The sequence below is a fragment of the Streptomyces sp. JNUCC 64 genome, from assembly GCF_054484115.1.
Genome location: NZ_CM137015.1, coordinates 6,538,485 through 6,562,158 on the forward strand (window position 1 = coordinate 6,538,485; position 23,674 = coordinate 6,562,158).

The following is a 23,674-nucleotide window of genomic DNA, read 5'->3' on the forward strand; positions in this document are numbered from 1 at the left end:
CGGGGCGGTGGGCACCGCGCGGCCCGGCGGTCCGGTGCGGCGGGGTCAGTTCCCGGGGACCGCGACCGTCGCCGTGATCTCCACCAGCTGGCCGGGGTAGCCCAGACACGTCACCCCCATGATCGTCGAGGAGTGCGGGCCCCGGCTCAGCCCGCTGGCCTCCACCACCTCCCAGACCTCGGAGAGGACGTCGGGCGAGTCGCTGACCACGTAGACGTCGGTGTACACCACGTCGTCCAGGGTGGCGCCGACGGCCTTCGCCTGCTCGGTGAGGTTGGCGATGACCTGTTCGGTCTGGCGCGCGGGGTCGTCCGCGCCGACCAGTCCGCCCGACGGGTCCAGCGGGACGGACCCGGACAGGAACGCGAGGCGGGTTCCCGCCTCCACCACGGAGGCGTGCGCGTAGGTGGGCGGGGTGAACAGGGACGGGACGGTGACGCGGCGGATCATGGGGCTCCTCGGCCGTTCGCGGGCCCCGCCCCGGACGGGACGGGGCGCATCGCAACGATCATGTGCTGACCGGCTCCGGTTCCGCATCCGGTTATCGGGGGAGCGCGGCGGTGACGGGCACCCGTCCGCGCCCGGGACGTTCCTCCTGAGGCCGGGACGTTCCTCCCGTGTCCGTGCCCGCGCCCGTGCCTGTCCCCGTCCCCCTCTCTGCGCCCGCGCCCGTTCCGTCTCCGGGGCCGTCCACGTGCCCGTCCCGTCTCCGCATCCGTGCCGTTCGCGTGCCCGTGGTGGCGCCCGTTCCCGGCCCGGACGGTGCCGGCCCGCTCCCGTGGCGGCGCCCGTCGTCCCGTCAGAAGTCCCGCCCGGCAACGGAGATGGCCCTAGGCTTGACGTCCATGGCCCTCACCTCGCCGCCCTCCCGCCCGGATCCCTCCGACGACCCTCCGGTGCCCATCGGTGACCGCCCCGGCCCGGGAACCGGGGCCGCGGTCTGCCCCGTCGCCCACCACGGCACGCCCGCCGGGGACACCTCCGGCCGCCGGAACTCCGCCGCCGGGGCGCCGCCCGCCGACGTCGTCGGACGTCTCCTCGACGACCCCTTCGCCGGGTACGCGGAGCTGCGCGCCACCGCGCCCGTCCACCGGATCACCGGCCCGGACGGCACCCCCGCCTGGCTGGTCACCCGTTACGAGGACGTCCGGACCGGACTCGCCGACCCCCGGCTCTCCCTCGACAAGGGCAACGGACTGCCCGGCGGCTACCACGGGTTCCGGCTGCCGCCCGTGCTGGACTCCAACCTCCTCAACATGGACCCGCCGGACCACACCCGGGTGCGCCGTCTGGTCTCTCGCGCGTTCACCCCGCGCCGGATCGAACGGCTCCGGGAGCCCGTGCGGCGCACCGCGCACCGGCTGGTCGACGCGTTCGAACCGGCGGGTCGCGCCGACCTCATCGGCGCCTACGCGGCGCCGCTGCCCATCACCGTGATCTGCGATCTGCTCGGGGTCCCGGAGGGCAACCGGCCCGACTTCCGCGCCTGGACCGAGGCCCTGCTGGGGCCGGAGCGCCCCGAACCGGCCGCCGCCAAGGCCGCGGTGACCGCGATGGCCGACTTCTACACCCGGTTGATCGCCGACAAGCGCCGGGACCCCGGCGACGACCTGGTCTCCGCACTGATCGCCGTCCGCGACGACGCCGTGGAGCCCGGGCCGGGGGCCGCCGCCGGTGTCACCGGGAACGACCGGCTGAGCGAGGACGAGCTGGTGTCGCTGGTGTTCCTGCTGCACTTCGCCGGGTACGAGAACGCCGTCCATCTGATCGGCAACGCGGTCCTCAACCTGCTCTCCCACCCGGAGGAGTACGCGGCCCTGCGCGCCGATCCGGTGCGGCTGCCGACCGCCGTCGAGGAGCTGTCCCGCTTCGACAGCCCGATGCTGGTGGCGATGCGCCGCTTCCCGCTGGAGGACGTCGAGATCTCCGGGGTCACCGTCCCGGCGGGGGAGACGGTGCTGCTCTCGCCCGCGTCCGCCAACCGGGACCCCGACCGTTTCCCCGACCCCGACCGGCTGGACCTGTCCCGGGACGCCTCCGGCCAGCTGAGCCTCGGTCACGGCATCCACTACTGCCTGGGCGCCTCGCTGGCCCGGCTGGAGGTGGAGGTCGCCCTCGGCACCCTCTTCGAGCGGCTGCCCGGCCTCGCCCTGGACGGCGACCCGGAGACCTTCCCCCGGCGTCGTGGTCTGCGCACGCGCGGGCTGAGGGAACTCCCCGTCAGGTTCTGAACGGCGGCGCGGTGCGGCGGCGGTGACCGGTGAGGGCGGGCCCGCGTGCCGCGCGACGGAGGAACGTCCTCCGCGCGCGGCACGGAAAAAGGGCCCGGCCGGCGGCACCCCCACGGGCCGCCGGCCGGGCCGGGTGACCGGGCGACACCCCCAGGGTCGCCGGTCAGGCTGTCACGGGACGCGACCAAGTGGGCGGCGTTCCCGTGACGCGGCATAGAGCCAGATAGAGCGGTATGGGCGGGGTGTAGGGGACCGTCGCGTCCGGCCGGTGGATCAGCCCCGGGGGGCGACCCTCGTCCGGAAGCAGAGCCCCGCTCGTGTAGCGAGCGGGCGCGGGCCACTCCAGCGCCACGTCCGAGTCCGACGGGACGATCCACCACCAGCGGTCGAGGTCGGCGTACACACAGCCGATCCTGGGCAGTCGGGGCATCATCCGGCGGGCGTAGGCCGCGGGCACGGAGACCGCGTCGCAGCCGAGGGGGACGGACATTCCGGTCGGCAACGTCAGTCGCAGGGGGCAGGTGCTGCTCCCGCGGCCGTGTGCCGAACGGTGGCGTTCCAGGGTGACCAGCGCGTTGAGACTCAGCGTCCGCGCGGTCCTCAGACCCATTCGGCCCCCGATCCGCGGAATGCCTCCGCGCGGGCGCCGGGTATCGTCGTCGTTCCGTCCAAGGGAGCCGCCGTCCGGGGCAGTTCGGCCCAGACCAGCAGACCGGGGCCGGTCTCCTGGGCGCCCCAGGCGGTGGCGACCGCCGCTACCAGCAGCAGCCCCCTGCCGTGTTCCTCCTCGGGCCGCTGAGACGAGGGTCGCGGCTCGCCGGGAGCGCAGCCCTCGTCGCTCACCGCGATCCGCACCTTCTCGGCGTCGTCGTGCAGTTCGCACACGATCAGGTCGGACGCGGTGTGCACGATGGCGTTGGTCACCAGCTCGGACACCACGAGATCGGCCGCGTCGCAGGTGTCCTCACAGACGGACCAGCCGGTCAGCCGGGCCCGTGTGAGGCGCCTGGCCTGTGCGGGCGAGCCCGGATGTGCGGCCAACTCGAAGCGGAAGCGGCGCCTGGTGGTCTCGCCAGGAGGCGCCCCGGCTGCCTCGGCACCGATACCCATTTCGGCAGCCTCTGTTCCTAACGGCGCGGACGGAATCACGTTTGCCACTATCTCCCCGCCGTGAACACTTGGCAAGTACCACTCTGAAAATTGCAGAGTGCAGTGTGCCGGGCGAAAGCCGCATGGCACACTGCTCGCAACAGCACGCGAAGCGGCCCCGGTTGGGTCCGCTGTTCTGTGCTGCCTGATCATCGGTGACTCTCCGGAGGTGGACGTGAGCGAACCGCGGTCCGCGCCGACCGTCGGGCAGGTCGTGCTCGGCCGTCGCCTCCAGGACCTGCGCGAGCGCGCCGGGTTGAAGCGCGAGGAGGCCGCCAAGGTCCTCCGGGTCGCCTCCGCCACCGTCCGCCGCATGGAGACCGCCGAGGTCGCGCTCAAGATCCCTTACGTACAGCTCCTGTTGAAGGCGTACGGAGTCCCCGACGACGAGGTCGACGCCTTCGTCGCCCTGGCGGAGGAGGCCAACCGCCCCGGCTGGTGGCAGCGCTTCCACGACATCCTGCCGGGCTGGTTCTCCATGCACGTCAGTCTGGAGGGCTCGGCCAGCCTCATCCGGACGTATGAACCCCACTTCGTGCCCGGGCTGCTCCAGACCGAGGACTACGCCCGCGCGGTCATGCGCTCCGGGGCCGTCGGACGGACCCGCCCCGAGGACATCGAACGGCACGTGGCCCTGCGGATGGAGCGTCAGGACCTGCTCACCCGCGAGGACGCGCCCCGGCTGTGGGTCGTCATGGACGAGACCGTGCTGCGCCGCCCCGCGGGCGGGCCCGAGGTGATGCGCGCGCAGATCGACAAGCTGCTGGACCGCACGGGGCTGCCGAACGTCGTCCTCCAGATCGCCCGGTTCGACGCGGGCCCGCACCCCGGCACGTACGGGCCCTTCGTGCTGTTCCGCTTCGCCGTGCCGGAACTGCCCGACATGGTGTACAGCGAGTACCTGACCGGCGCCGTCTACCTCGACGCGCGTCCCGAGGTGGCCCGCCACCTGGAGGTCATGGACCGCATGGCGGCGCAGGCCGCCACGGCACATCGCACGAAGGAGATCCTGCGGGATCTCCGCAAGGAGCTGTGAATGGAACGACAGGGGATATACAACGGCATGCCCGCGCGTGAACTCGGCGCCGAGGGTTGGCACAAGCCCTGGAGCGGGGGGAACGGCGGGAACTGCGTCGAAGCCATGAAGCTGGCGGACGGCAGGGTCGCCGTCCGCCAGTCCGCCGACCCCGACGGACCCGCGCTGATCTACACGCGTGGAGAGATCAGGGCCTTCATCCAGGGCGCCAAGTCGGGAGAAGCGGACTTCCTGCTCTCCTGACCCGTCCCGCGCGCCGCACGGCCGTGCCCCCGTGGCCCCGGCGCGCCCGCGTCACCCGCACCCCCCCCGTAACACCCGCAGGACCGCAGGACCCGCAGGACCTCAGCGGGAACGAACCGCCCCGCGCGCCGCGACAGCCGCCCCCACGGCCCGCCGCGCGCGGTCACATCCGCATCGGACCGTCCCCCGGAGCGATCGGCGAGGGCAGCTCCCCGCTCCCCGTCAACCGCCGGTCCACCGCCGCCGCCACCGCCCGGCCCTCCGCGATGGCCCAGACGACCAGCGACTGACCGCGCGCCGCGTCCCCCGCGGCGAACACCCCCGCGACGTTCGTGGCGAAGGAACCGTCCCGGGTGAAGGCACCCCGGTCGTCCAGCTCCAGCCCCAGCCCCGCCACCAGCCCGTCGTCCCGCTCGGGTCCCGAGAAGCCGAGCGCCAGCAGCACCAGATCCGCCCGCAGCGTCCGCTCCGACCCCGGCAGGGGCCGCCGTTCCCCGTCCACGTCCACCACCCGCACCCCGCGCACCCGGCCGCCGGGATCCCCCAGGAACCCCAGGGTGGCCGCCGCGAACAGCCGGGCGTCGGCGTCCGAGACCGGGGCGCTGCCCAGCTCGCCGCCCTCCTCGTGGGAGGACGACACCCGGTGGACCCGGGGGTACACCGGCCAGGGCTCGTCCGCCGGGCGGTCGGCCTCCGGCAGCGCGCGGATGTCCAGCTGGGTCACCGAGGCGGCGCCCTCGCGCAGCGCCGTGCCCAGGCAGTCCGAACCGGTGTCCCCGCCCCCGATCACCACGACGTGCCGCCCGGCCGCCGACAGCGGGGAGACGGACAGGTCCCCCTCGCACACCCGGTCCGCCAGCGGCAGGTACTCCATCGCCTGGTGCACCCCTTTCAATTCCCTTCCCGGAACCGGCAGTTCGCGCCAGGCCGTCGCCCCCGTGGCGAGGACCACCGCGTCGTACCGGGACCGCAGCTCCCGCGCCCCGAGGTCCCGGCCCACCCACACCCCGGTACGGAACCGCGTCCCCTCCGCCCGCATCTGCCCGAGCCGGCGTTCCAGGTGGACGCGCTCCATCTTGAACGCGGGGATGCCGTACCGCAGCAGTCCGCCGATCCGGTCCTCCCGCTCGTACACCACCACGGTGTGCCCGGCCCGGGTGAGCTGCTGCGCCGCCGCCAGCCCCGCCGGGCCCGACCCCACCACCGCCACCGTCCGCCCCGACAGCCGCTCCGGGGGACGCGGCGGCAGCAGCCCGTCCGCCCAGGCCCGGTCGGCGATCGCCACCTCGACGTTCTTGATCGTCACCGCCGGCTGGTTGATCGCCAGCACGCATCCCGCCTCACAGGGCGCGGGACAGAGCCGACCGGTGAACTCGGGGAAGTTGTTGGTCGCGTGCAGCCGCTCGCTCGCCGCCCGCCAGTCGTCCCGGGCCACCAGGTCGTTCCAGTCCGGGATGAGGTTGCCCAGCGGACACGCCTGGTGGCAGAACGGCACCCCGCAGTCCATGCAGCGGTCGGCCTGCCGCCGGATGATGGGCAGCAGCGCCCCGGGGACGTGGACCTCGTCCCAGTCCCGTATGCGTTCCCCGACCGGACGGCGCGGCCACTCCTCGCGCCCGGTCCGCAGGAATCCCCTGGGGTCGGCCATGGCCGTCTCCCCTCGCGTGGGTCCTTAGGCCGTCTCTTACGGATCTTGCTGGGCTCGCGGGGCCTGGTGCCGCGCCTCGCCGCGTTGTCGTCAGTCACCTACGCTCCGCGTGGGCTCCTTCCTCCGCCTTGCGATGCACGGCACCAGGCCCCGCTCCCTGATCCAGCCAGATCCGTAAGAAACGACCTAGCCGCCACGATACGTCGGAGGGCGGCCGGGCGCCGACCGGACCGGGGCCCGCTCAGGAGGCCAGCGCCAGCGCGAACAGCGCCGAGGCGGTCAGCGCGGCGGCCGTGCGGACGTGGTTCCACCGGGTCCAGGCGCGGGCCCACTCCCGCCAGTACGCGGCGCTGCCGGGTGCCTCCGGGGCGATCACGTCCAGCGCGTCGTTGCGCGGGAAGTGCGCCCGGACGGTCACCCCGAGCGTCCCGCACAGGTACAGCGCGGCCCCCGCCAGCAGCGGCACCCCGTCCCGGCCGGGCCAGGAGAGGACGGTGGTCACGGCGACGGCCGCGCTCATGACCGCCCCGCCCACGAGCGCCACCATCACCGAGGGCCTGGGCGCCGCCCGGTTGACCGCCTGCATCGCCGCGATGCCCTGGGCGGGCGGCAGGGCGGTCAGCGCCCGCATCACGAAGGTGGAGAACGCGTACAGCGCGCCTCCCGTCAGCCCGCACAGCAGCGCCGCCGCCACCGTCAACGTCTCCGCCACGGAGAACACCCCGCCGGTCATCACCGCTCCCCTCGCCGTCGCGGGGCCGCCCGTCGTGGCGGCCCCGTCCCCATCAGTCAACGTCCGGGCCCCACCGCCCGGCCATGGCCACGACGCGCACCGGCATACGCGGGCGTCCCCGCCTTCCGCCCGGCCGGCTCCCGGCGGGCTTCCCGGCCGCCGTCCGGGCCGGCCGCGCGGCTGTCCGTTCGTCCGTTCGCCCGCAGGTCCTTCCTCCCGCCCGTTCGTCCGGGCGTTCCGGGTCGTCCCCGTCGGGCCGTCTGGTGCCGTCGGGCCGCCGGGTCCCGCCCCGCCCGTCGCCGGGTGCCGTCGGCCGGGCAGGATGGGGTCGTGCGTCTGCAACCGATCACCTGGGACCGGCTCGTCCACGCGCTCGCCGACCGGCTGCTCGCCGGGAACGGACCGGACGGCGGCGGGCCCTGGCTCCGGGTCGCGCTGGACGCCGCTCCCGCCGCCCGCCCCGGGGACCTCGCCGCGCGGCTGGCCGGGGAACTGCGGACCCGTGGCCGGGCCGCGCTGCCGGTGGGGACGGACGGCTTCCCGCGCCCCGCCTCGCTCCGCTACGAGCACGGCCGCCGGGACCCCGACTCCTACTACGACGGCTGGTTCGACACCGGTGCCCTGTGGCGCGAGGTCTTCGCCCCGCTGGACCCCGGGGGCAGCGGTCTGGTCCTGCCCGACCTGCGGGACCCGGTCACGGACCGCGCCACCCGCAGCGCGCCCGTGCCACTGCCCCCGGGCGGCGTCCTGCTGTTGCACGGACCGTTCCTGCTGGGGCACTGGTTCCCGTTCGACCTCACCGTCCATCTGCGGCTCTCCCCGGCCGCGCTGCGCCGTCGCACCGAACCGGCACTGGACTGGACCCTGCCCGCCTTCGCCCGGTACGAGGACGAGGTCGACCCGACGGGGACGGCGGACGTCCTGGTGCGGGTGGACGATCCGGCGCGCCCGGCCTGGCGCGACTGACCGGACGGTTCCGCCCTCGGGTGCGGCGGCCCCGCCGTCCGGTGACAATGGAGGGCGCCGGGAACTGCGACGCGTCCCGCGCCGCGCCGGCCGTCCGCCACCGGGAGGTACGGCATGACCACCGCCGGAGACATCATGCACCGGGGCGCGCAGTGGATCCCCGCCCACGAGACCCTGGACCGGGCCGCCCAGTTGATGCGCGACCTGGGCGTGGGCGCGCTGCCCATCGCCGACGCGGAGGAACGGCTCTGCGGCATCGTCACGGACCGCGACATCGTGGTGGAGTGCGTGGCCATGGGCCACGACCCGGCCAAGGTGACGGCGGGCGACCTCGCCCAGGGCACCCCGCGATGGGTCGACGCGGGCGCCGACGTGGACGAGGTGCTCCAGGAGATGCAGGGCCACCAGATCCGGCGGCTGCCGGTGATCGAGGACAAACGCCTGGTCGGGATGATCAGCGAGGCCGATCTGGCCCGGCACCTCACGGACGGGCAGATCGCCCAGTGGGCCGAGCGCGTCTACGCGGCGCGCTGACCGGCCCCGGCCCACCGGAGCCCCGCGGAGGGGCTCCGGCCGCCGTTACCCGCCGTGACCCCGGGGCCGGGACCGTGGACGGCCACGCCGGGGCGGTGCCGTGGCGGCTCAGAGCCAGCCGTTGCGGCGGAACCCCCGGTGCACCAGGAGACAGGCCAGGACGATGACGGTGAGGACGGCCGGATAGCCGTAGGGGGAGCCGAGTTCGGGCATGTATGTGAAGTTCATGCCGTAGACCCCGCAGACCATGGTGGGCACCGCGATGATGGCCGCCCAGGCGGTGATCTTGCGCATGTCGGCGTTCTGGGCGACCGTCACCTGCGCCAGATGGGCCTGGAGCACCGAGTTGAGCAGGTCGTCGAAGGCGCTGATCTGCTCGGCGGCCCGCTCCTGGTGGTCCGCGACGTCACGGAAGTACGTCTGTATCTCCGCGTCCACGGACGGGGTCCGCTGCCCCGCGAGGAACTGGAGCGGACGTCCCAGGGGGACGACCGCCCGCTTCAGCTCCAGCAGTTCCCGCTTCAGTTGGTAGACCCGGCCGGGGTCGACCCGGGCGCCGTCCGCCGCGAACACCTCGGATTCGATCAGGTCCATGTCCGTCTGGAACGCGTCGGTGACCTGCAGGTACTCGTCCACCACATGGTCGGCCACGGCGTGCAGCACCGCTGCGGGGCCCTTCCCCAGCCGCTCCGGCTCGGCCTCCAGCGCTTCCCGGACGGGGCCGAGCGACCCGTGGTGCCCGTGCCGGACGGTGATGACGAACCCGTGGCCGACGAAGACCATCAGCTCCCCGGTGTCCACCACCTCGCTGGTGGCGGTGAGTTCGGCGTGCTCCACGTACCGCACGGTCTTGAACACCGCGAACAGGGTGTCCCCGTACCGTTCGACCTTGGGGCGCTGATGGGCGTGGACCGCGTCCTCCACCGCCAGCGGATGCAGTTCGAACAGCTCGGCGATCCCGGCGAACTGCTCCTCGGTCGGCTCGTGGAGGCCCAGCCAGACGAAGCCGTCACCGGTCTCGCGGGCCTTGGTGACGGCCTCCTCCAGCAGTTCGCGGTTCCGGTGCCCGATCCCGTCCGGCTGGCGCACCCCGCCCTGGTAGCGCACGCAGTTGACGACGGCGGACCCCAGGGGGGACCGCGCGGGGTGGCTGAGGTCGACCCGTTGGCGGCCCCGGCTCAGCCGGACCACCTTCCGGATGCGGCCCACCTTCCGAAAGCCGCTGACCTTCCGCAGACTTCCCGCCACCGACATGCCGGTCTCCTCGCCCCGTGACTGCGTTCGGCGGGCAAGTCTGCCAGCCGTGAGGTCCGCGCGGGGGAGTCCGGGAGAAGGGAGCACGACCTTCCCCCTTCGATTCACTCCCCCCGGTGACCTGTGTGTTCGTCCCGCCCGGCCCAATCGTCACACGGGGCCGCACACGCCCCGGCCGATCCGGCTCCCCGGGGCTCCGGCACGCGGGAACGTCCCGGTGGCCCCCGTGGGCCTGCCTCACGGGCCCGCACGGGGTCCCACGGGACTCGTGGAGCCTCATGGGACCCACGGTCCGGACCCACGGTTCCGGAGTTCCCGGGAGTTCCTCCTCAGGGACGCGTTACCGCGCGCGGGTTCCTCAGGGACGCGTACCGCGCGCGGGTTCCTCAGGGACGCGTACCGCGCCGCTCCGTGGGACGCGCGCCCCGGCGGTTGGTCCACGACAGCACGCACAGCGGCAGCAACAGCAGCGCGGCCAGCAGGTTCAGCCAGCCGTAGCCCGCCGTGGCGACCACCAGCCCCGACAGCGCGCCGCCCACTCCCGCCGCCGCGCTCATCACCAGGTCGGACAGGCCCTGGGCGGCGGCCCTGGCGGGTTCCGGCACCGACTCGGTGAGCAGCGCGGAACCGGCCACCAGCGCCGCCGACCAGCCGAGGCCCAGCAGGAACAGTCCGGCGGCGGTCAGTCCGTGGGAGCCGCCCGAGACGCCCGCCAGGAGCGTCGCCACCGCCAGCAGCACCACCGCGAGCACGATGACGGCGTCCCGCCCCAGCCGGTCCGACAGCCAGCCCATCACCGGGGAGAACGCGTACATCCCCGCGATGTGACCGCTGATCACCAGCCCGATCAGCTGGATGCCCGCGCCGTGGTGTCCGAGGTGGACCGGGGTCATCGCCATGACGCCCACCATCACCGTGTGTCCCAGGGCGACCGTCACCAGTGCCAGCCGGGCCCGGGGCGAGGCGGTGACCGAGGTGAGCCCCGCGCGCAGGGTGCCCTCGCGCCGTAGGGCGCCGCCGCCGGGTGCCAGGCTCCGGGCCACCAGCAGCGGATCGGGCCGCATGAACACGATCACGACCAGCGCCGACACCAGGAACGCGCCCGCCGCCCACACGAACGGTCCGGCGGCCTCCGGTACGCCGAGCCCCCGCACGGTCGCCCCGGCGGGGCCCGCGATGTTCGGCCCGAGCACCGCGCCGACGGTGGTGGCCCAGACGACGTGGGAGATCGCCCGGGCCCGGGCCGACGGGTCCGCCAGGTCCGCCGCCGCGAACCTCGCCTGGAGGTTCGCCGAGGTCGACGCCCCGAACGCGGCCATGCCGAACAGCAGCAGCGGGAAGCTCTCCCACACCGCCGCGACCACGACGATCGCGGCGCCGAGCGCTCCGATCAGATAGGCCAGGGAGAGCCCGGCGCGCCGTCCCCGGGCGTTCATCAGCGCGGCCAGCGGCAGGGAGAGGGCGGCCGTTCCGGCGACCGTCGCGGTGGGGGCGAGCCCCGCCAGCGAACCGGTGCCGCTGACCTCCTCGGCGAGCACGGCGGCCAGGGCGACTCCCGTGGAGATGCCGAGGCCGCCGAGTATCTGGCTGGCGATCAGGACCGTCGACACCCGGCGTCGCAGCGCGGGCAGCTCCTGGGCGAGCGTTGCCGTTGCCGTTGCCGCGGGCGGTGCCGTGGTGCCCGGGGCGGAGGCCGGGAGACCGGGGGCCGAGGGGGCGGGCGGGGCGTCGGAGAGCCGTGCGGGGGACCGGGGCGACGGGGGAGCGCCGTCCGTTTCCTCCGGGCCGGAGGTCGTCGAAGGAGTCACCGGCGCAGTCTGTCAGGGGGGTACCGGCCGGAGACACCGGTTTGACCTGGGAGGACCGTTTGCCGGGCGAGGGGCGACCGTGGACGTCCGCCCTGTGGCCGTAGGGGTGGGGTGCGGGGGCTGACGGACGGGGCGCGGTGTGGTGCGGAGGGATGCCTCCCGGCGCGCGGAGGGATGCCGCCCCGCGTGCGCGGAGGGCTGGTCCCCGGAGACGGTCTAGAACAGGGGCTCGGGGAGGACGCCTTCCAGGGCCAGCAGCTTGCGCTTGGCCTCCAGACCGCCACCGAAGCCGCCGATGCCGCCGTCGCTCTCGACGACGCGGTGGCAGGGCACCACGACGGGCAGCGGATTGGCCCCCATCGCCGCCCCGACGGCCTGCGCGGCGCCCGGCTGCCCCACCCGTCCGGCCAGCTCGCCGTATCCCGCCACGGCTCCGTAGGGCACGCCCGCCGCCAGCTCCCGCAGCACCTCGCGGTGGAACCCGGAGATCAGCGACCAGTCGAGCGGCAGGGTGAACTCCCGCAGCTCCCCGGCGAAGTACGCGTTCACCTGGCGTATCGCCTCCGCGAGCCGCGGCGCCCCGGGCGCGTGTTCCGGACGGACGCCCAGCCGGGAGGCCAGCGCGTCCAGCATCCCCTCCCGCGCGGACGCGTCGGCGTGGAAGTCGACCTTGACCAGACCCCGGTCGGTGGCGACCAGGAGCAGGGGGCCGATGGCGCTGTCGACCACCGCCCAGACGGGCGTGCCGGGGCTCTCCGTACTCACCATGCCGCCCACGGTACGCCGTCCCACTGACAGCGCCGCCCCCGTGGTGACGGCGGGCGGCGCGGGTGCCCGGCCGCCGTCACCCGGGGCGGAGCCGTCAGCCCGTCCGGCCGAGGGCCCGGTCGATGACGTCGGGGGCGTTGGTGATGATGCCGTCCACCCCGTTGCGGGCGGCCCGTCTCGCGTCCCGCTCCTCGTCCACCGTCCAGACGTTGAGCTCCAGACGCCGTCCGTGCGGGCCGCCGAGGCTCTTCACGATCGCCACGTAACCGGCCGACACCGTGCTGCTCTTGGGGTTGATCTGATCGGTGAACCGCGCGTACCAGGGCAGTGCGGCCGGTGGCGGGGTACCGAGGTAGCCGGTGCGCACGTCGGGGCGGGCACCGTGCAGGACGCGCAGGGTCTCGGTGCTGAAGCTCTGGATGACGAGCCGGTTCCTGAGGTGGCGCTGGTTGAGCCAGCGTTCCTCGCGCAGCACCCGCAGGACGTCGCCCTCGATGCCCGGGTACCGCTCGGGGGCCTTGATCTCCATGAGCAGCTTCTGGCCGTTGGCCTCGACGCGCCGCAGGTAGTCGCGGAGTGTCGGGACCCGGGCGCCCGCGTACCGCGCGCTCTTCCAGGAACCGGCGTCCAGCCGGGAGATCTCCGCCGCGGTGAAGTCGGCGACCTTCCACGGCGATCGCCGGGGGAAGACCTGTTCGGCGTTGGTGGTGCGCTTGAGGTCGGTGTCGTGGATGACGACGAGGACGCCGTCCTTGGTGCGCTGGACGTCGTTCTCGACCCACTCCGCTCCCAGCCGGTCGGCCAGGTCGACCGCGGCCAGGGTGTTCTCGGGCGCCCGGGCGGAGGCGCCGCGGTGTGCGATCACGGTGACTTCGCCCTCGGTGGCGAGCGCTTGAGTGGACAGCGTGGGCAGGACGACAGCCGTCGCGCTCAGCGCGACGACCGAGGCGACGACTCCCACCCGTACGGATACCGGCAGTTTTCGCATCATATGAACGAGCACGTCACCGACCCTGCCAGTCCCGGCGCAACGGACCGTGGACGGCGCGTGCACAGGGGCGGAACGGATGACCCGGTCGGACGTACATGCGGATGTCCGGCCCCGGCGGACGACATGATCCTTTATCGGAAATCGCTCGTACGTTCCAGCTTGGGTCATAATCACGAGTCAGCCCATGACGATCCGCGCCCTGGGGAAGGGGGGAAACGGTCGCCACCGGGGGGTTACACAGAAGAAGGGCAACCGTTTTCATGGAAGGCACAGTCGACGGCTTCAGTTACGGGTGGATCACCCCCGTCGTCGCCTACGTCATGGCCTGTCTGGGCGCCGCGCTCGGACTGCGCTGCACGACGAGGTCGCTGCTCGTGGCCGACTCCTGGCGTCCGGGCTGGCTGCTGCTGGGCTCGGCCGCGATCGGGTCCGGCATCTGGACCATGCACTTCGTCGCCATGATGGGCTTCACCGTCCAGGAAGTGCCGATCCACTACAACGTCCGGCTGACCTTCGCCAGCCTCGTCGTGGCGATCGTCATGGTGGGCGTGGGCATCTTCATCGTCGGCTACCGGGGCGGCACCAAGCTCGCCCTGCTCACCGGCGGCACCCTCACCGGCCTCGGCGTGGCGACCATGCACTACATGGGCATGGCGGCGATGCGGCTGAACGGCCGGTTCGTCTACGACACCACGATCGTCACCCTGTCGGTGATCATCGCCGTCGCCGCCGCGACCACCGCGCTGTGGGCCGCGGCCCAGGCGCGGGGCGCCGCCTGGACGATCGGCGCGAGCCTCGTCATGGGCGTCGCCGTCACCGGCATGCACTACACCGGCATGGCCGCCCTCAGCGTCGACCTGCACGGCTCGATGGGCGACACCAGCGGGGCCTCCTCCGCGCAGCTGCTCACCCCGATGCTGATCGGCCCGCTGGTCTTCCTCGTCCTCGCCGGAGTGGTCGTGATGTTCGACCCGGTCCTCGTCATGGGCCGTGCCGAGTGGGAGGCGTCCCGGGAGGCCGAGCGGAACCGCGCGCTCCGGGCCGAGCGCGCCGAGCACGCCGAACCGTCCGCGTTCGCCCTCCGCTCCCCGGCCCCCGCCGCCGAGCGGCCGGCCCCGGGCCCCTACGGCGCTCCCGTACCGCCGGTCCCCGCGAGCCCGTACGGCGACGCCCCCTACGGCGGCCCCGCCCCTTACGGTGCCCCGGCCCCCATGGGCGCGCAGGGCACCCCGGGCGCTCCCGGGACCCCCGGCGCGCCGGGTACCCCGGGCGTCTCGGGCGCCTACGGGTCCGTCCAGCACCCGACGGCCCCGTCCAGCCCGCAGAACTGGTGAACCCACCGGGCCGGTCCCTCCCGGGACCGGCCCGGAAACACCTGGTCAGCGCGGTGACGGAGGGAGCGGACGGGACGGGCGCCCCGCTTCCCGCGCCGCCGGCGCATGGTGCTCCGCGGCCCGTTGTCAGCGGGGAGCCGTACGGTGGGTGTCATGCGGCCCGTATCCCATATCGAACGCACGGTGGCACCCTTCGAGGTCGTCAGCCCCTACCGCCCCAGCGGCGACCAGCCCGCGGCCATCGCCGAGCTCGACCGGCGCGTGCGCGCGGGCGAGAAGGACGTCGTCCTGCTCGGGGCGACGGGCACCGGGAAGTCCGCCACCACCGCGTGGATGATCGAGAAGCTCCAGCGCCCCACCCTGGTGATGGCGCCGAACAAGACCCTGGCCGCCCAGCTGGCGAACGAGTTCCGCGAGCTGCTGCCGAACAACGCCGTCGAGTACTTCGTCTCGTACTACGACTACTACCAGCCCGAGGCGTACGTCCCCCAGTCGGACACGTACATCGAGAAGGACTCCTCGATCAACGAGGAGGTGGAGCGGCTGCGGCACTCCGCGACCAACTCCCTGCTGACCCGCCGGGACGTCGTCGTGGTCGCCTCGGTCTCCTGCATCTACGGCCTGGGCACGCCCCAGGAGTACGTCGACCGGATGGTCCCCCTCAAGGTCGGCGACGAGCTCGACCGGGACGAGCTGCTGCGCCGTTTCGTGGACATCCAGTACACCCGCAACGACACGGCGTTCACCCGTGGCACCTTCCGGGTCCGCGGCGACACCATCGAGATCTTCCCGGTCTACGAGGAGCTGGCCGTCCGGATCGAGATGTTCGGCGACGAGATCGAGGCGCTGTCCACCCTCCATCCGCTCACCGGCGAGATCATCAGCGACGACCAGCAGCTCTACGTCTTCCCCGCCTCCCACTACGTCGCGGGCCCCGAGCGCCTGGAGCGCGCGGTCAACGACATCGAGAAGGAGCTGGCCGACCGGCTGGCCGAGCTGGAGAAGCAGGGCAAGCTGCTGGAGGCCCAGCGGCTGCGGATGCGCACCACGTACGACATCGAGATGCTGCGGCAGATCGGCTCCTGCTCCGGCGTCGAGAACTACTCGATGCACTTCGACGGCCGTGGCCCCGGCACCCCGCCGAACACCCTCCTGGACTACTTCCCGGACGACTTCCTCCTGGTCATCGACGAGTCGCACGTCACGGTGCCCCAGATCGGCGCCATGTACGAGGGCGACGCCTCCCGCAAGCGCACCCTGGTGGACCACGGCTTCCGGCTGCCGTCCGCGCTCGACAACCGGCCGCTGAAGTGGGAGGAGTTCCAGGAGCGCATCGGACAGACGGTCTATCTGTCCGCGACGCCCGGCGCCTACGAGCTGTCCCGGGGGGACGGCTTCGTCGAGCAGATCATCCGTCCGACCGGCCTCGTCGACCCCGAGGTCGTCGTCAAGCCCACGGAGGGGCAGATCGACGACCTGGTGCACGAGATCCGCCAGCGCACCGAGCGTGACGAGCGCGTCCTCGTCACCACCCTCACCAAGAAGATGGCCGAGGACCTCACCGACTACTTCCTCGAACTGGGCATCCAGGTCCGCTATCTGCACAGTGACGTGGACACCCTGCGCCGGGTGGAGCTGCTGCGCGAGCTGCGGGCGGGGGAGTACGACGTCCTGGTCGGCATCAACCTGCTGCGCGAGGGCCTGGACCTGCCCGAGGTCTCCCTGGTGGCGATCCTCGACGCCGACAAGGAGGGCTTCCTCCGGTCGGGCACCTCGCTGATCCAGACCATCGGCCGGGCGGCCCGCAACGTCTCCGGCCAGGTCCACATGTACGCCGACAAGATCACCCCGGCGATGGAGAAGGCCATCGACGAGACCAACCGCCGCCGGGAGAAGCAGGTCGCGTACAACAAGGAGAAGGGCATCGACCCGCAGCCCCTCCGCAAGAAGATCAACGACATCGTCGCGACCATCGCGCGCGAGGAGGTCGACACCGAGGAGCTGCTCGGCACGGGCTACCGCTCGGCCAAGGACGGCAAGGGCGCCAAGACCCCGGTCCCCGCGCGCGCGGGCAAGGGCAACCGGAAGGCCGCCAAGGGCGGGGACGGGGCGGCGAAGCCCACCGACCGTCCGGCCGCCGAACTCGCCGGACAGATCGACGAGATGACCGCGCGGATGCGCGCCGCCGCCGCCGACCTCCAGTTCGAGATCGCCGCCCGGCTCCGGGACGAGGTCTCGGAGATGAAGAAGGAGCTGCGGCAGATGAAGGAGGCCGGGCTGTCCTGACGGGGACGGCGGGCGGGGTCCGCCCGGCCTCGGGCTGGCCTGTCCCGTCGTTCCGGGCCAGCCCGGCCCGGTCCGTCCGGGACGGCTCGTCCCGGGCGGGACCGGGTGGGCGCGGTCGGTCGGCGGGGCGGCCCGCTGGCGACGGTGAACGGTGAGGGGTGTGCGGCGATTCGACCGGTGTGTTGCAAGAACGACACGAACACCGTGCGGCGGGGCGGCGGTACGGGCGCCCGTGCGAGGGTTCTCGGCAACCGCGTTCGCGCGGCGACAGGGGACGGGTGGAGAGGGGACATCACGTGACCGTCAACATGACCAAGGGTCAGGCCATCAGTCTGCGGAAGGGCGACGGGGGGACCCTGACCGCGGTGCGCATGGGGCTCGGCTGGCGCGCCGCACCGCGCCGGGGGCTGTTCGGCTCCCGCACCCGGGAGGTGGACCTCGACGCGTCGGCGGTGCTCTTCGCCGACAAACAGCCGGTGGACGTGGTGTTCTTCCGGCACCTCGTCAGCGACGACGGCTCCGTGCGGCACACCGGGGACAACCTGGTCGGCGGGGCCGGTCAGGGCGGTGACGACGAGGCGATCGTGGTGGACCTCCAGCGGCTGCCGGTCCACATCGACCAGATCGTCTTCACGGTGAACTCGTTCACCGGACAGACCTTCGCCGAGGTGCAGAACGCCTTCTGCCGGCTGGTGGACGAGAGCAACGGACAGGAACTCGCCCGCTACTCGCTCGACGGCGACGAGCAGGGCGGGGTCTCCAAGGGTGGCATCTCCAAGGCGCCCGTGGACGCCGCCTGGAAGCGGGCCACCGCGCAGATCATGGCCAAGGTGCACCGGGCGGGCGACGGCTGGCGGATGACCGCCATCGGGCAGCCCGCCAGTGGCCGCACCTTCCAGGACCTGCTGCCCGCGGTCCTGCCGCACCTGTGACGGACGGCCCGGGCGCCCCGCGTCCGGGCCACCGCCACCCGGGCGCGTCACCGGAGGAACGGCCGGCGCGCCGCCGGGCCGCCCGCACCACGGCGGCGGCCCCGCCCCCGCCCGGTCCGCCGGGCCGGGGGCCGATCGAAGACGCCGGACACGGGGGACATGGGCGATGACGGCCGAACTGGTCCGGGGACAGAACCATCCGCTTCCCGGGAGCCGTCTGGAGGTCCGGCTGTCGGCCGGCCCCGGGCCGGTGGTCGTGGGCGCGGTGCTCTGCGACGACGAGGGCGGGGCGCTGGGCCCGGGATCGGTGGTCCACCCGGGCGCACCCGCCCTGCCCGGTCTGGAACTCGCCCCCGGCACCGCCGCCGGGCACCGGCTGACCGTGGACCCGGGCGCGCTGCCCGGGGCGGCGGTACGGGTGCGGATCCTGCTGGCGCTGACGGCGGACGGCGAAGGCCCCGGCCGGTTGGGGGCGCTGCCCGCGCCGTCCGCCGCCGTCGTCGCCCCCGACGGCACCGGGATCGTCCGCTATCCGCTGACCGGTCTGGACACCGAGCGCGCGGTCGTCGTCCTGGAGCTGTACCGCAGACGGGGTGAGTGGAAGGTCCGCGCGGTCGGCCAGGGACACGCGGGCGGGCTCGCCGAACTGTTCGCCGACCACGGATTGCCCCGGGCGGCGGAACTGGCCGCGACGGTGGAGGCCGCCGTCCCCCGTCCCCCGACGGCTTCCCGGCCCGCGTCCGTCGCCCTGCCCCCGACGGCTCCCCGGCCCGAGTCCGTCCCCCGGCCCCCGACGGCGCCCCGTTCCGAGCCGCTCTCTCAGCCCCCGGTGAGTCCCCGTTCCGAGCCCCTCGCCGGGCTCGGGTCCGACTCCCGACCGGATCCCGTCCCCGAGCCCGGGGCCGTCCCCCGGCCCTCCGGGGCTGCCCGGCCCGGATCCGGCTCCCGTCCCGAGCCCGTCCTCGGGTCCGCGAGCGCTTCCGGGGCCGCCGCCGACGGCGGTCCCACCGCGACCGGGGGCGGGGCGTCCGGGGCCACGCGGTCCACCGGCGGCCCCATCGACTACACCCATCGCGGCCGGACGCCGACCGCGCCGGAGCCGTCGCCCGGGCGGCCGGAGCGGGGCCCCGTCGCGGGCGACGCGACCGGCTGGTCCCTGGAGGAACGCCTCTACAACCAGGTGTGGGGCATGTTCGAGGACCTGGCCCGGAGCGTCTCCGCGTACCGGGGTGCCGTCGACTTCGCCGAGGCCCGCCGTGAACGGGAACTCGACGAGGCCCTCGCGGATCCCCGGGCCCGCGCCGGTGACGAGTCGGTCGCCGCCCGGGAGGCCGCCCGCGCCCGGTACACCGCACTGGCCGACCGGGCCCGGACCGTCCTCGAACGGGACCTCGCCCAGCTCACCGCGGAGTCCGCCGTCGTGGAACCCGCCCTGCCCGCCGCCTTCGCCCGCTGGGACAACGCGGTGTGGCACGCCCACCGCCCGCCCGCCGACGAACCCCTGGCGGTGCGGCTGGGAGACCTCCGCCTCCCCGAGAGCGGGGGACTGCGCGTCCCCATGCTGGTGCGACTGCCGCTGGAACGCGGACTGTGGGTCGACAGCGGGGCGGCGGGCTCCGCCCCCGGCGACGCGGACGACCTCAGGGCACTGGCGCTGGAGACCGCGGTGACGCACGCCGTCCGGATGGCCGCCGTCCACCCGCCGGGGGGACTGTCGCTACGGGTCGTGGACGCGGCCGGGACGGGGACCAACGCGCTGGCGCCGCTCCTCGACAGCGGGGCCCTCGCGGAGCCGCCCGCCCGGGGAGCCGCCGGGGTGGCCCGGACGCTCGGGAGCCTGACCCGCCGGGTGGAGCTGGTCCGGACGGCGGTGCGCCACGGGGCGGTCGACGCGCTGCCCCCCGACCTGGACGTCGCGCGCCAGCTGCTGATCGTCAACGACTTCCCGCACGGTTTCGACGACCGGGCCGTCACCCGGCTCCGCTATCTGGCGGACGAGGGGCCCGGCGTCGGGGTCCATCTGCTGATGGTCGCGGACCGTGGGGACGCCGCCGGGTTCGGACCGCTGCTCGACCCGCTGTGGCGGTCGCTGCTCCGGCTGACCCCGGTCCCCGACGACCATCTGGCCGATCCCTGGGTCGGCCACGCCTGGACGTACGAGCCCCCGCTGCCCCCGTCGGGTGGCGGGGTCCTCCACCGGGTGCTGGCCCGGACGGTCGCCGCCCGGAGGGCGGCCCGGGGCGGCTGAGGGCCGTGGGACGGGACGGCAGGCCCACCCGGGGAGCCCGCCACCACCGGGTGCGGGACGGGTGCGTCGCGGTGAACGGCGAGGGGCTCGATGGGCGATCTACGAGGGTATGCCGGAAAATGATGTTCTATGGCCGTTCACCGAATGCGCTCGAACGGGTCGATGGGGGTGACATGTTGTCCGTGGTGCCCATCTGACCAGGTGACTTGGCTCTCACTTTACCTTTTGCATGACCGGTCTTTTGACCGTCGGGTAATCTGGTGCGCGCGGAGGGGAGTATTCCCTAATCTGCGGCGTACTCGTCAATACGGATCCGTCAGGATCCCGGGGCGCCGGCCCACGCGGCACGGAACGGCATCGCCTTCCGTGTTCCTCGGGTGGAAGAGACCTCCGGCAGCGGACGACGCTGAAACCTGCCGTTACGTACTGCCGGAGGCGCAGTGGATGTTTCCCTGACCCTATGGGTCGTCACCATCGTGGGCCTGTGTGTGCTGATCGGGGCCGACTTCTTCATCGGTCGCAAGCCGCACGACGTGTCCATCAAGGAAGCCGGCATCTGGACGATCGTCTGGGTCGTGCTGGCCGCCCTGTTCGGCATCGGTCTGTGGATCTGGGGCGGTGCCACCCCCGCCGGTGAGTTCTTCGCCGGTTACATCACCGAGAAGTCGCTGAGCGTCGACAACCTCTTCGTCTTCATCATCATCATGGCGAAGTTCGCGGTCCCGACCCAGTACCAGCAGCGCGTTCTGCTGATCGGTGTCCTCGTGGCCCTGGTCCTCCGGGCCATCTTCATCGCCGCCGGCGCCGCGCTGATCACCAGCTTCTCCTGGGTGTTCTACATCTTCGGAGCCATCCTCATCTGGACCGCCTGGAAGCTCATCCAGGACGCCATGAAGGACGAGGAGGAGGACTGGGAGGAGAACCGTCTCCTCAAGGCCGCCGAGAAGCGCTTCGGCGTCGCGAGCGAGTACCACGGCACCAAGCTGTGGGTCGTGGAGAACGGCAAGAAGATCATGACCCCGATGCTGGTGGTCATGCTGGCCATCGGCACCACGGACATCCTCTTCGCCCTGGACTCCATCCCCGCGATCTTCGGTCTGACCCAGGACCCGTACATCGTCTTCACGGCCAACGCGTTCGCCCTGATGGGTCTGCGCCAGCTGTACTTCCTCATCGGCGGTCTGCTGAAGAAGCTGGTCCACCTCAGCTACGGCCTGTCGGTGATCCTCGGCTTCATCGGCATCAAGCTGATCCTGCACGCGCTGCACGAGAGCGGTGTCCACGTTCCGGAGATCTCCATCCCGGTCTCGCTGGGCGTCATCTGCTCGGTCCTCGTGGTGACCACCATCACCAGCCTCATCGCCTCCAAGAAGCAGGAGCGCGAGGAGGCCGAGAAGGCCGACCACCAGGGCGTCGACATCTGATCCACCCGGTGGCGCCGGTGGGCTCCCGCCCGCCGGTCCGCCGACGGCCCCGGTACCGGGGTCACCCGCTCCACGGCCGCCGCCGACCCCTACGGTCGGCGGCGGTCGCGCGTTCCGCCGCCCTTCTCCCGGAGTCCCCCGTGGTGCGCGCTCCCGGAGTCTCCCGTGGCGCGCGTCCCGTGGGCCGTTCGACTCCGGCCCCCACCTCGGCCGATATGGGTGTTGACCCCGTCTGGAATGATTTGGCAGCAGATCGTACGATCGGGTCATGATCATTCGGCTTCGGGAAGTGGTGTCGCGCTGGACGGAGGCGGTGCCGGTCCTCGGAGTGGTCCTGCTGGCCCTCACCTGGGGGCGGGACCTGGCCGGCCCCTCCGTCGCCCTGGTGACCCTGGTGCTGGCCGCGGCGGTGCTCGCCGCCGTGCACCACGCGGAGGTCGTCGCCCACCGGGTCGGCGAACCCCTCGGGTCCCTGGTGCTCGCGGTCGCCGTGACGATCATCGAAGTCGCGCTGATCGTCACCCTGATGCTCGACGGCGGCGACAAGAGCGCCACCCTCGCCCGGGACACCGTCTTCGCCGCCGTGATGATCACCTGCAACGGCATCGTCGGCATCAGCCTCCTGGCCGCCTCCCTGCGCCACCGGATCGCCGTCTTCAACCCGGAGGGCACCGGCGCGGCCCTCGCCACGGTGGCCACCATCGCCACCCTCAGCCTGGTCCTGCCGACCTTCACCACCAGCAAGCCGGGACCCGAGTTCTCCTCCTCCCAGCTCGCCTTCGCCGCACTGGCCTCACTGGTCCTCTACGGACTGTTCGTCGCCACCCAGACCGTCCGTCACCGCTCCTACTTCCTCCCGATCACCCGCAGCGGCGAGGTCATCGACATCGAGGAGGCCGCCGAGCGCCCCACCGACCGGGCCGCCTACACCAGCCTCGCCCTGCTCGTCCTCGCCCTGGTGGGGGTCGTCGGACTGGCCAAGGGCGTCTCCCCGACGATCGAGTCCGCCGTCGAGGGGGCGGGGATGCCGCCCGCCGTGGTGGGCGTGATCATCGCCCTGCTGGTCCTGCTCCCCGAGACCATCGCCGCCGTCCGGGCCGCCCGCCGCGACCGGGTGCAGATCAGTCTGAACCTCGGACTCGGCTCCGCGATGGCCAGCATCGGTCTGACGATCCCCGCCGTGGCCGTCGCCTCCATCTGGCTCTCCGGACCCCTGGTCCTCGGACTCGGCGCGACCCACATGGTGCTGCTGGCGCTCACGGTCGTCGTCAGCACCCTCACCGTGGTGCCGGGACGCGCCACCCCCCTCCAGGGCGGCGTCCACCTGGTGCTGCTCGCCGCCTACCTGGTGCTGGCCGTGAACCCCTGACAGGTGAACCCCTGACGCCGGGCGGGCCGTGCGCCCGGCTCCGGTAAGCCTCCGTGCGCCCCGCGGCCGACCGGAGCCGGTCCCGGGGCCCGTGATAGACCTCCCCTGACGTGCCGCACCCACCCGGAGGCCCCGCGATGACCCGTCCCGTCCACTCCCTCGCCACCGCGCCGATCATGGTCCTGAACGGGCCCAACCTCAATCTGCTGGGCCAGCGCCAGCCCGAGGTCTACGGCAGCGCGACCCTGGCCGACGTCGAGGCGCTGTGCGCGGCGAAGGCCGCGGAGCTGGGCGGGACGGTGGACTTCCGGCAGTCCAACCACGAGGGCGAACTGGTCGACTGGATCCACGAGGCGCGACTGGGGCACGTGGGCGTCGTGATCAACCCCGCCGCGTACTCGCACACCTCCGTCGCCCTGCTCGACGCCCTCAACGCCTGCGACGGGCTGCCCGTCGTGGAGGTGCACATCTCCAACGTCCACCGGCGGGAGGCGTTCCGGCACCACTCCTACGTGTCGCTGCGTGCCGACGGGGTCATCGCGGGCTGCGGGGTCCAGGGGTACGCGTTCGCGGTCGAACGGGTCGCGACCCTGGCCGCCGAGCGCGCCACGGACGGCTGATTCCGTCCGGCCGGACCTGGACGGACATCTCCGGGGGGACCCGGGAACCGGATCACTCCGCCGGGCGACACCTCCTGTCAGTACGGCCGGTACGGCTGAG

Annotated in this window: 21 protein-coding genes; 12 read left to right on the forward strand and 9 right to left on the reverse strand. The window is 73.2% G+C overall.

What is annotated here, in order from left to right; translation table 11 throughout:
* Positions 1–45 precede the first annotated feature (45 nt).
* Positions 46–450 (reverse strand): RidA family protein, encoded by a 405-nt coding sequence (locus ACVWNX_RS26920; RefSeq protein WP_454410670.1) that lies wholly within the window; start codon positions 448–450, stop codon positions 46–48.
* Positions 451–845: 395 nt separating this feature from the next.
* Here ACVWNX_RS26920 and ACVWNX_RS26925 point away from each other — a divergent pair, with 395 nt between their 5' ends.
* Positions 846–2,231 (forward strand): cytochrome P450 family protein, encoded by a 1,386-nt coding sequence (locus ACVWNX_RS26925; protein WP_454410671.1) that lies wholly within the window; start codon positions 846–848, stop codon positions 2,229–2,231.
* Between the two features lie 163 nt (positions 2,232–2,394).
* Here ACVWNX_RS26925 and ACVWNX_RS26930 read toward each other — a convergent pair whose 3' ends face one another.
* Both ACVWNX_RS26930 and ACVWNX_RS26935 read right to left on the reverse strand, forming a co-directional pair.
* A complete protein-coding gene (locus ACVWNX_RS26930) occupies positions 2,395–2,841 on the reverse strand; it encodes a hypothetical protein (protein ID WP_454410673.1) in 447 nt (148 codons plus the stop codon).
* Positions 2,832–3,341, reverse strand: coding sequence for an ATP-binding protein (locus ACVWNX_RS26935; RefSeq protein ID WP_454410674.1), 510 nt, complete (start codon positions 3,339–3,341; stop codon positions 2,832–2,834). The genes ACVWNX_RS26930 and ACVWNX_RS26935 overlap by 10 nt, the downstream gene beginning before the upstream one ends.
* A 214-nt stretch (positions 3,342–3,555) precedes the next feature.
* Here ACVWNX_RS26935 and ACVWNX_RS26940 point away from each other — a divergent pair, with 214 nt between their 5' ends.
* A complete protein-coding gene (locus tag ACVWNX_RS26940; protein WP_454410676.1) occupies positions 3,556–4,416 on the forward strand; it encodes a helix-turn-helix domain-containing protein in 861 nt (286 codons plus the stop codon).
* Positions 4,417–4,659: a DUF397 domain-containing protein gene (locus ACVWNX_RS26945; RefSeq protein WP_454410678.1), complete on the forward strand. Its 243-nt coding sequence runs from the start codon at positions 4,417–4,419 to the stop codon at positions 4,657–4,659.
* Between the two features lie 163 nt (positions 4,660–4,822).
* Here ACVWNX_RS26945 and ACVWNX_RS26950 read toward each other — a convergent pair whose 3' ends face one another.
* On the reverse strand, positions 4,823–6,307 hold the full coding sequence (locus tag ACVWNX_RS26950) for a glutamate synthase subunit beta (protein WP_454410680.1): 1,485 nt from the start codon (positions 6,305–6,307) through the stop codon (positions 4,823–4,825).
* 241 nt (positions 6,308–6,548) lie between these two features.
* Entirely contained in the window at positions 6,549–7,040 is a 492-nt protein-coding gene (locus tag ACVWNX_RS26955) for an anthrone oxygenase family protein (protein ID WP_454410682.1), read from the reverse strand.
* A gap of 330 nt (positions 7,041–7,370) precedes the next feature.
* On the opposite strand from ACVWNX_RS26955, the gene ACVWNX_RS26960 reads away from it, so the two are divergent.
* Positions 7,371–8,006, forward strand: coding sequence for a nucleoside/nucleotide kinase family protein (locus ACVWNX_RS26960; RefSeq protein ID WP_454410683.1), 636 nt, complete (start codon positions 7,371–7,373; stop codon positions 8,004–8,006).
* Positions 8,007–8,120: 114 nt separating this feature from the next.
* On the forward strand, positions 8,121–8,540 hold the full coding sequence (locus tag ACVWNX_RS26965) for a CBS domain-containing protein (RefSeq protein ID WP_454410684.1): 420 nt from the start codon (positions 8,121–8,123) through the stop codon (positions 8,538–8,540).
* 108 nt (positions 8,541–8,648) lie between these two features.
* Here the strand turns inward: ACVWNX_RS26965 and ACVWNX_RS26970 are convergent, their stop codons facing one another.
* The 4 genes from ACVWNX_RS26970 to ACVWNX_RS26985 form a co-directional block, all read right to left on the reverse strand.
* Positions 8,649–9,794 carry a magnesium and cobalt transport protein CorA gene (locus ACVWNX_RS26970; RefSeq protein ID WP_454410686.1) on the reverse strand — a complete coding sequence of 382 codons (1,146 nt, stop codon included), beginning with the start codon at positions 9,792–9,794 and terminating at the stop codon, positions 8,649–8,651.
* Positions 9,795–10,180: 386 nt separating this feature from the next.
* Positions 10,181–11,425, reverse strand: coding sequence for an MFS transporter (locus ACVWNX_RS26975; RefSeq protein WP_454414956.1), 1,245 nt, complete (start codon positions 11,423–11,425; stop codon positions 10,181–10,183).
* A gap of 393 nt (positions 11,426–11,818) precedes the next feature.
* Complete coding sequence (locus tag ACVWNX_RS26980) at positions 11,819–12,370, reverse strand: methylated-DNA--[protein]-cysteine S-methyltransferase (RefSeq protein ID WP_454410687.1); 552 nt, start codon at positions 12,368–12,370, stop codon at positions 11,819–11,821.
* 94 nt (positions 12,371–12,464) lie between these two features.
* Positions 12,465–13,358 carry a glycerophosphodiester phosphodiesterase gene (locus tag ACVWNX_RS26985; RefSeq protein ID WP_454414958.1) on the reverse strand — a complete coding sequence of 298 codons (894 nt, stop codon included), beginning with the start codon at positions 13,356–13,358 and terminating at the stop codon, positions 12,465–12,467.
* A gap of 263 nt (positions 13,359–13,621) precedes the next feature.
* On the opposite strand from ACVWNX_RS26985, the gene ACVWNX_RS26990 reads away from it, so the two are divergent.
* The 7 genes from ACVWNX_RS26990 to aroQ all read left to right on the forward strand — a co-directional run bounded on the left by ACVWNX_RS26990 (position 13,622) and on the right by aroQ (position 23,574).
* Positions 13,622–14,695 (forward strand): MHYT domain-containing protein, encoded by a 1,074-nt coding sequence (locus tag ACVWNX_RS26990; RefSeq protein WP_454410689.1) that lies wholly within the window; start codon positions 13,622–13,624, stop codon positions 14,693–14,695.
* A gap of 153 nt (positions 14,696–14,848) precedes the next feature.
* Positions 14,849–16,981 (forward strand): excinuclease ABC subunit UvrB, encoded by a 2,133-nt coding sequence (gene uvrB / locus ACVWNX_RS26995; RefSeq protein ID WP_454410690.1) that lies wholly within the window; start codon positions 14,849–14,851, stop codon positions 16,979–16,981.
* A 296-nt stretch (positions 16,982–17,277) separates the two neighbouring features.
* Complete coding sequence (locus ACVWNX_RS27000; RefSeq protein ID WP_454410692.1) at positions 17,278–17,913, forward strand: TerD family protein; 636 nt, start codon at positions 17,278–17,280, stop codon at positions 17,911–17,913.
* Between the two features lie 166 nt (positions 17,914–18,079).
* Complete coding sequence (locus tag ACVWNX_RS27005; RefSeq protein ID WP_454410694.1) at positions 18,080–20,161, forward strand: TerD family protein; 2,082 nt, start codon at positions 18,080–18,082, stop codon at positions 20,159–20,161.
* 440 nt (positions 20,162–20,601) lie between these two features.
* The gene (locus ACVWNX_RS27010; protein ID WP_454410696.1) at positions 20,602–21,585 is read left to right on the forward strand and encodes a TerC family protein; all 984 of its coding nucleotides are present in this window, start codon (positions 20,602–20,604) and stop codon (positions 21,583–21,585) included.
* Positions 21,586–21,853: 268 nt separating this feature from the next.
* Entirely contained in the window at positions 21,854–22,954 is a 1,101-nt protein-coding gene (locus ACVWNX_RS27015) for a calcium:cation antiporter (RefSeq protein ID WP_454410697.1), read from the forward strand.
* 137 nt (positions 22,955–23,091) lie between these two features.
* A complete protein-coding gene (aroQ, locus tag ACVWNX_RS27020) occupies positions 23,092–23,574 on the forward strand; it encodes a type II 3-dehydroquinate dehydratase (RefSeq protein WP_454410699.1) in 483 nt (160 codons plus the stop codon).
* Positions 23,575–23,674 lie beyond the last annotated feature (100 nt).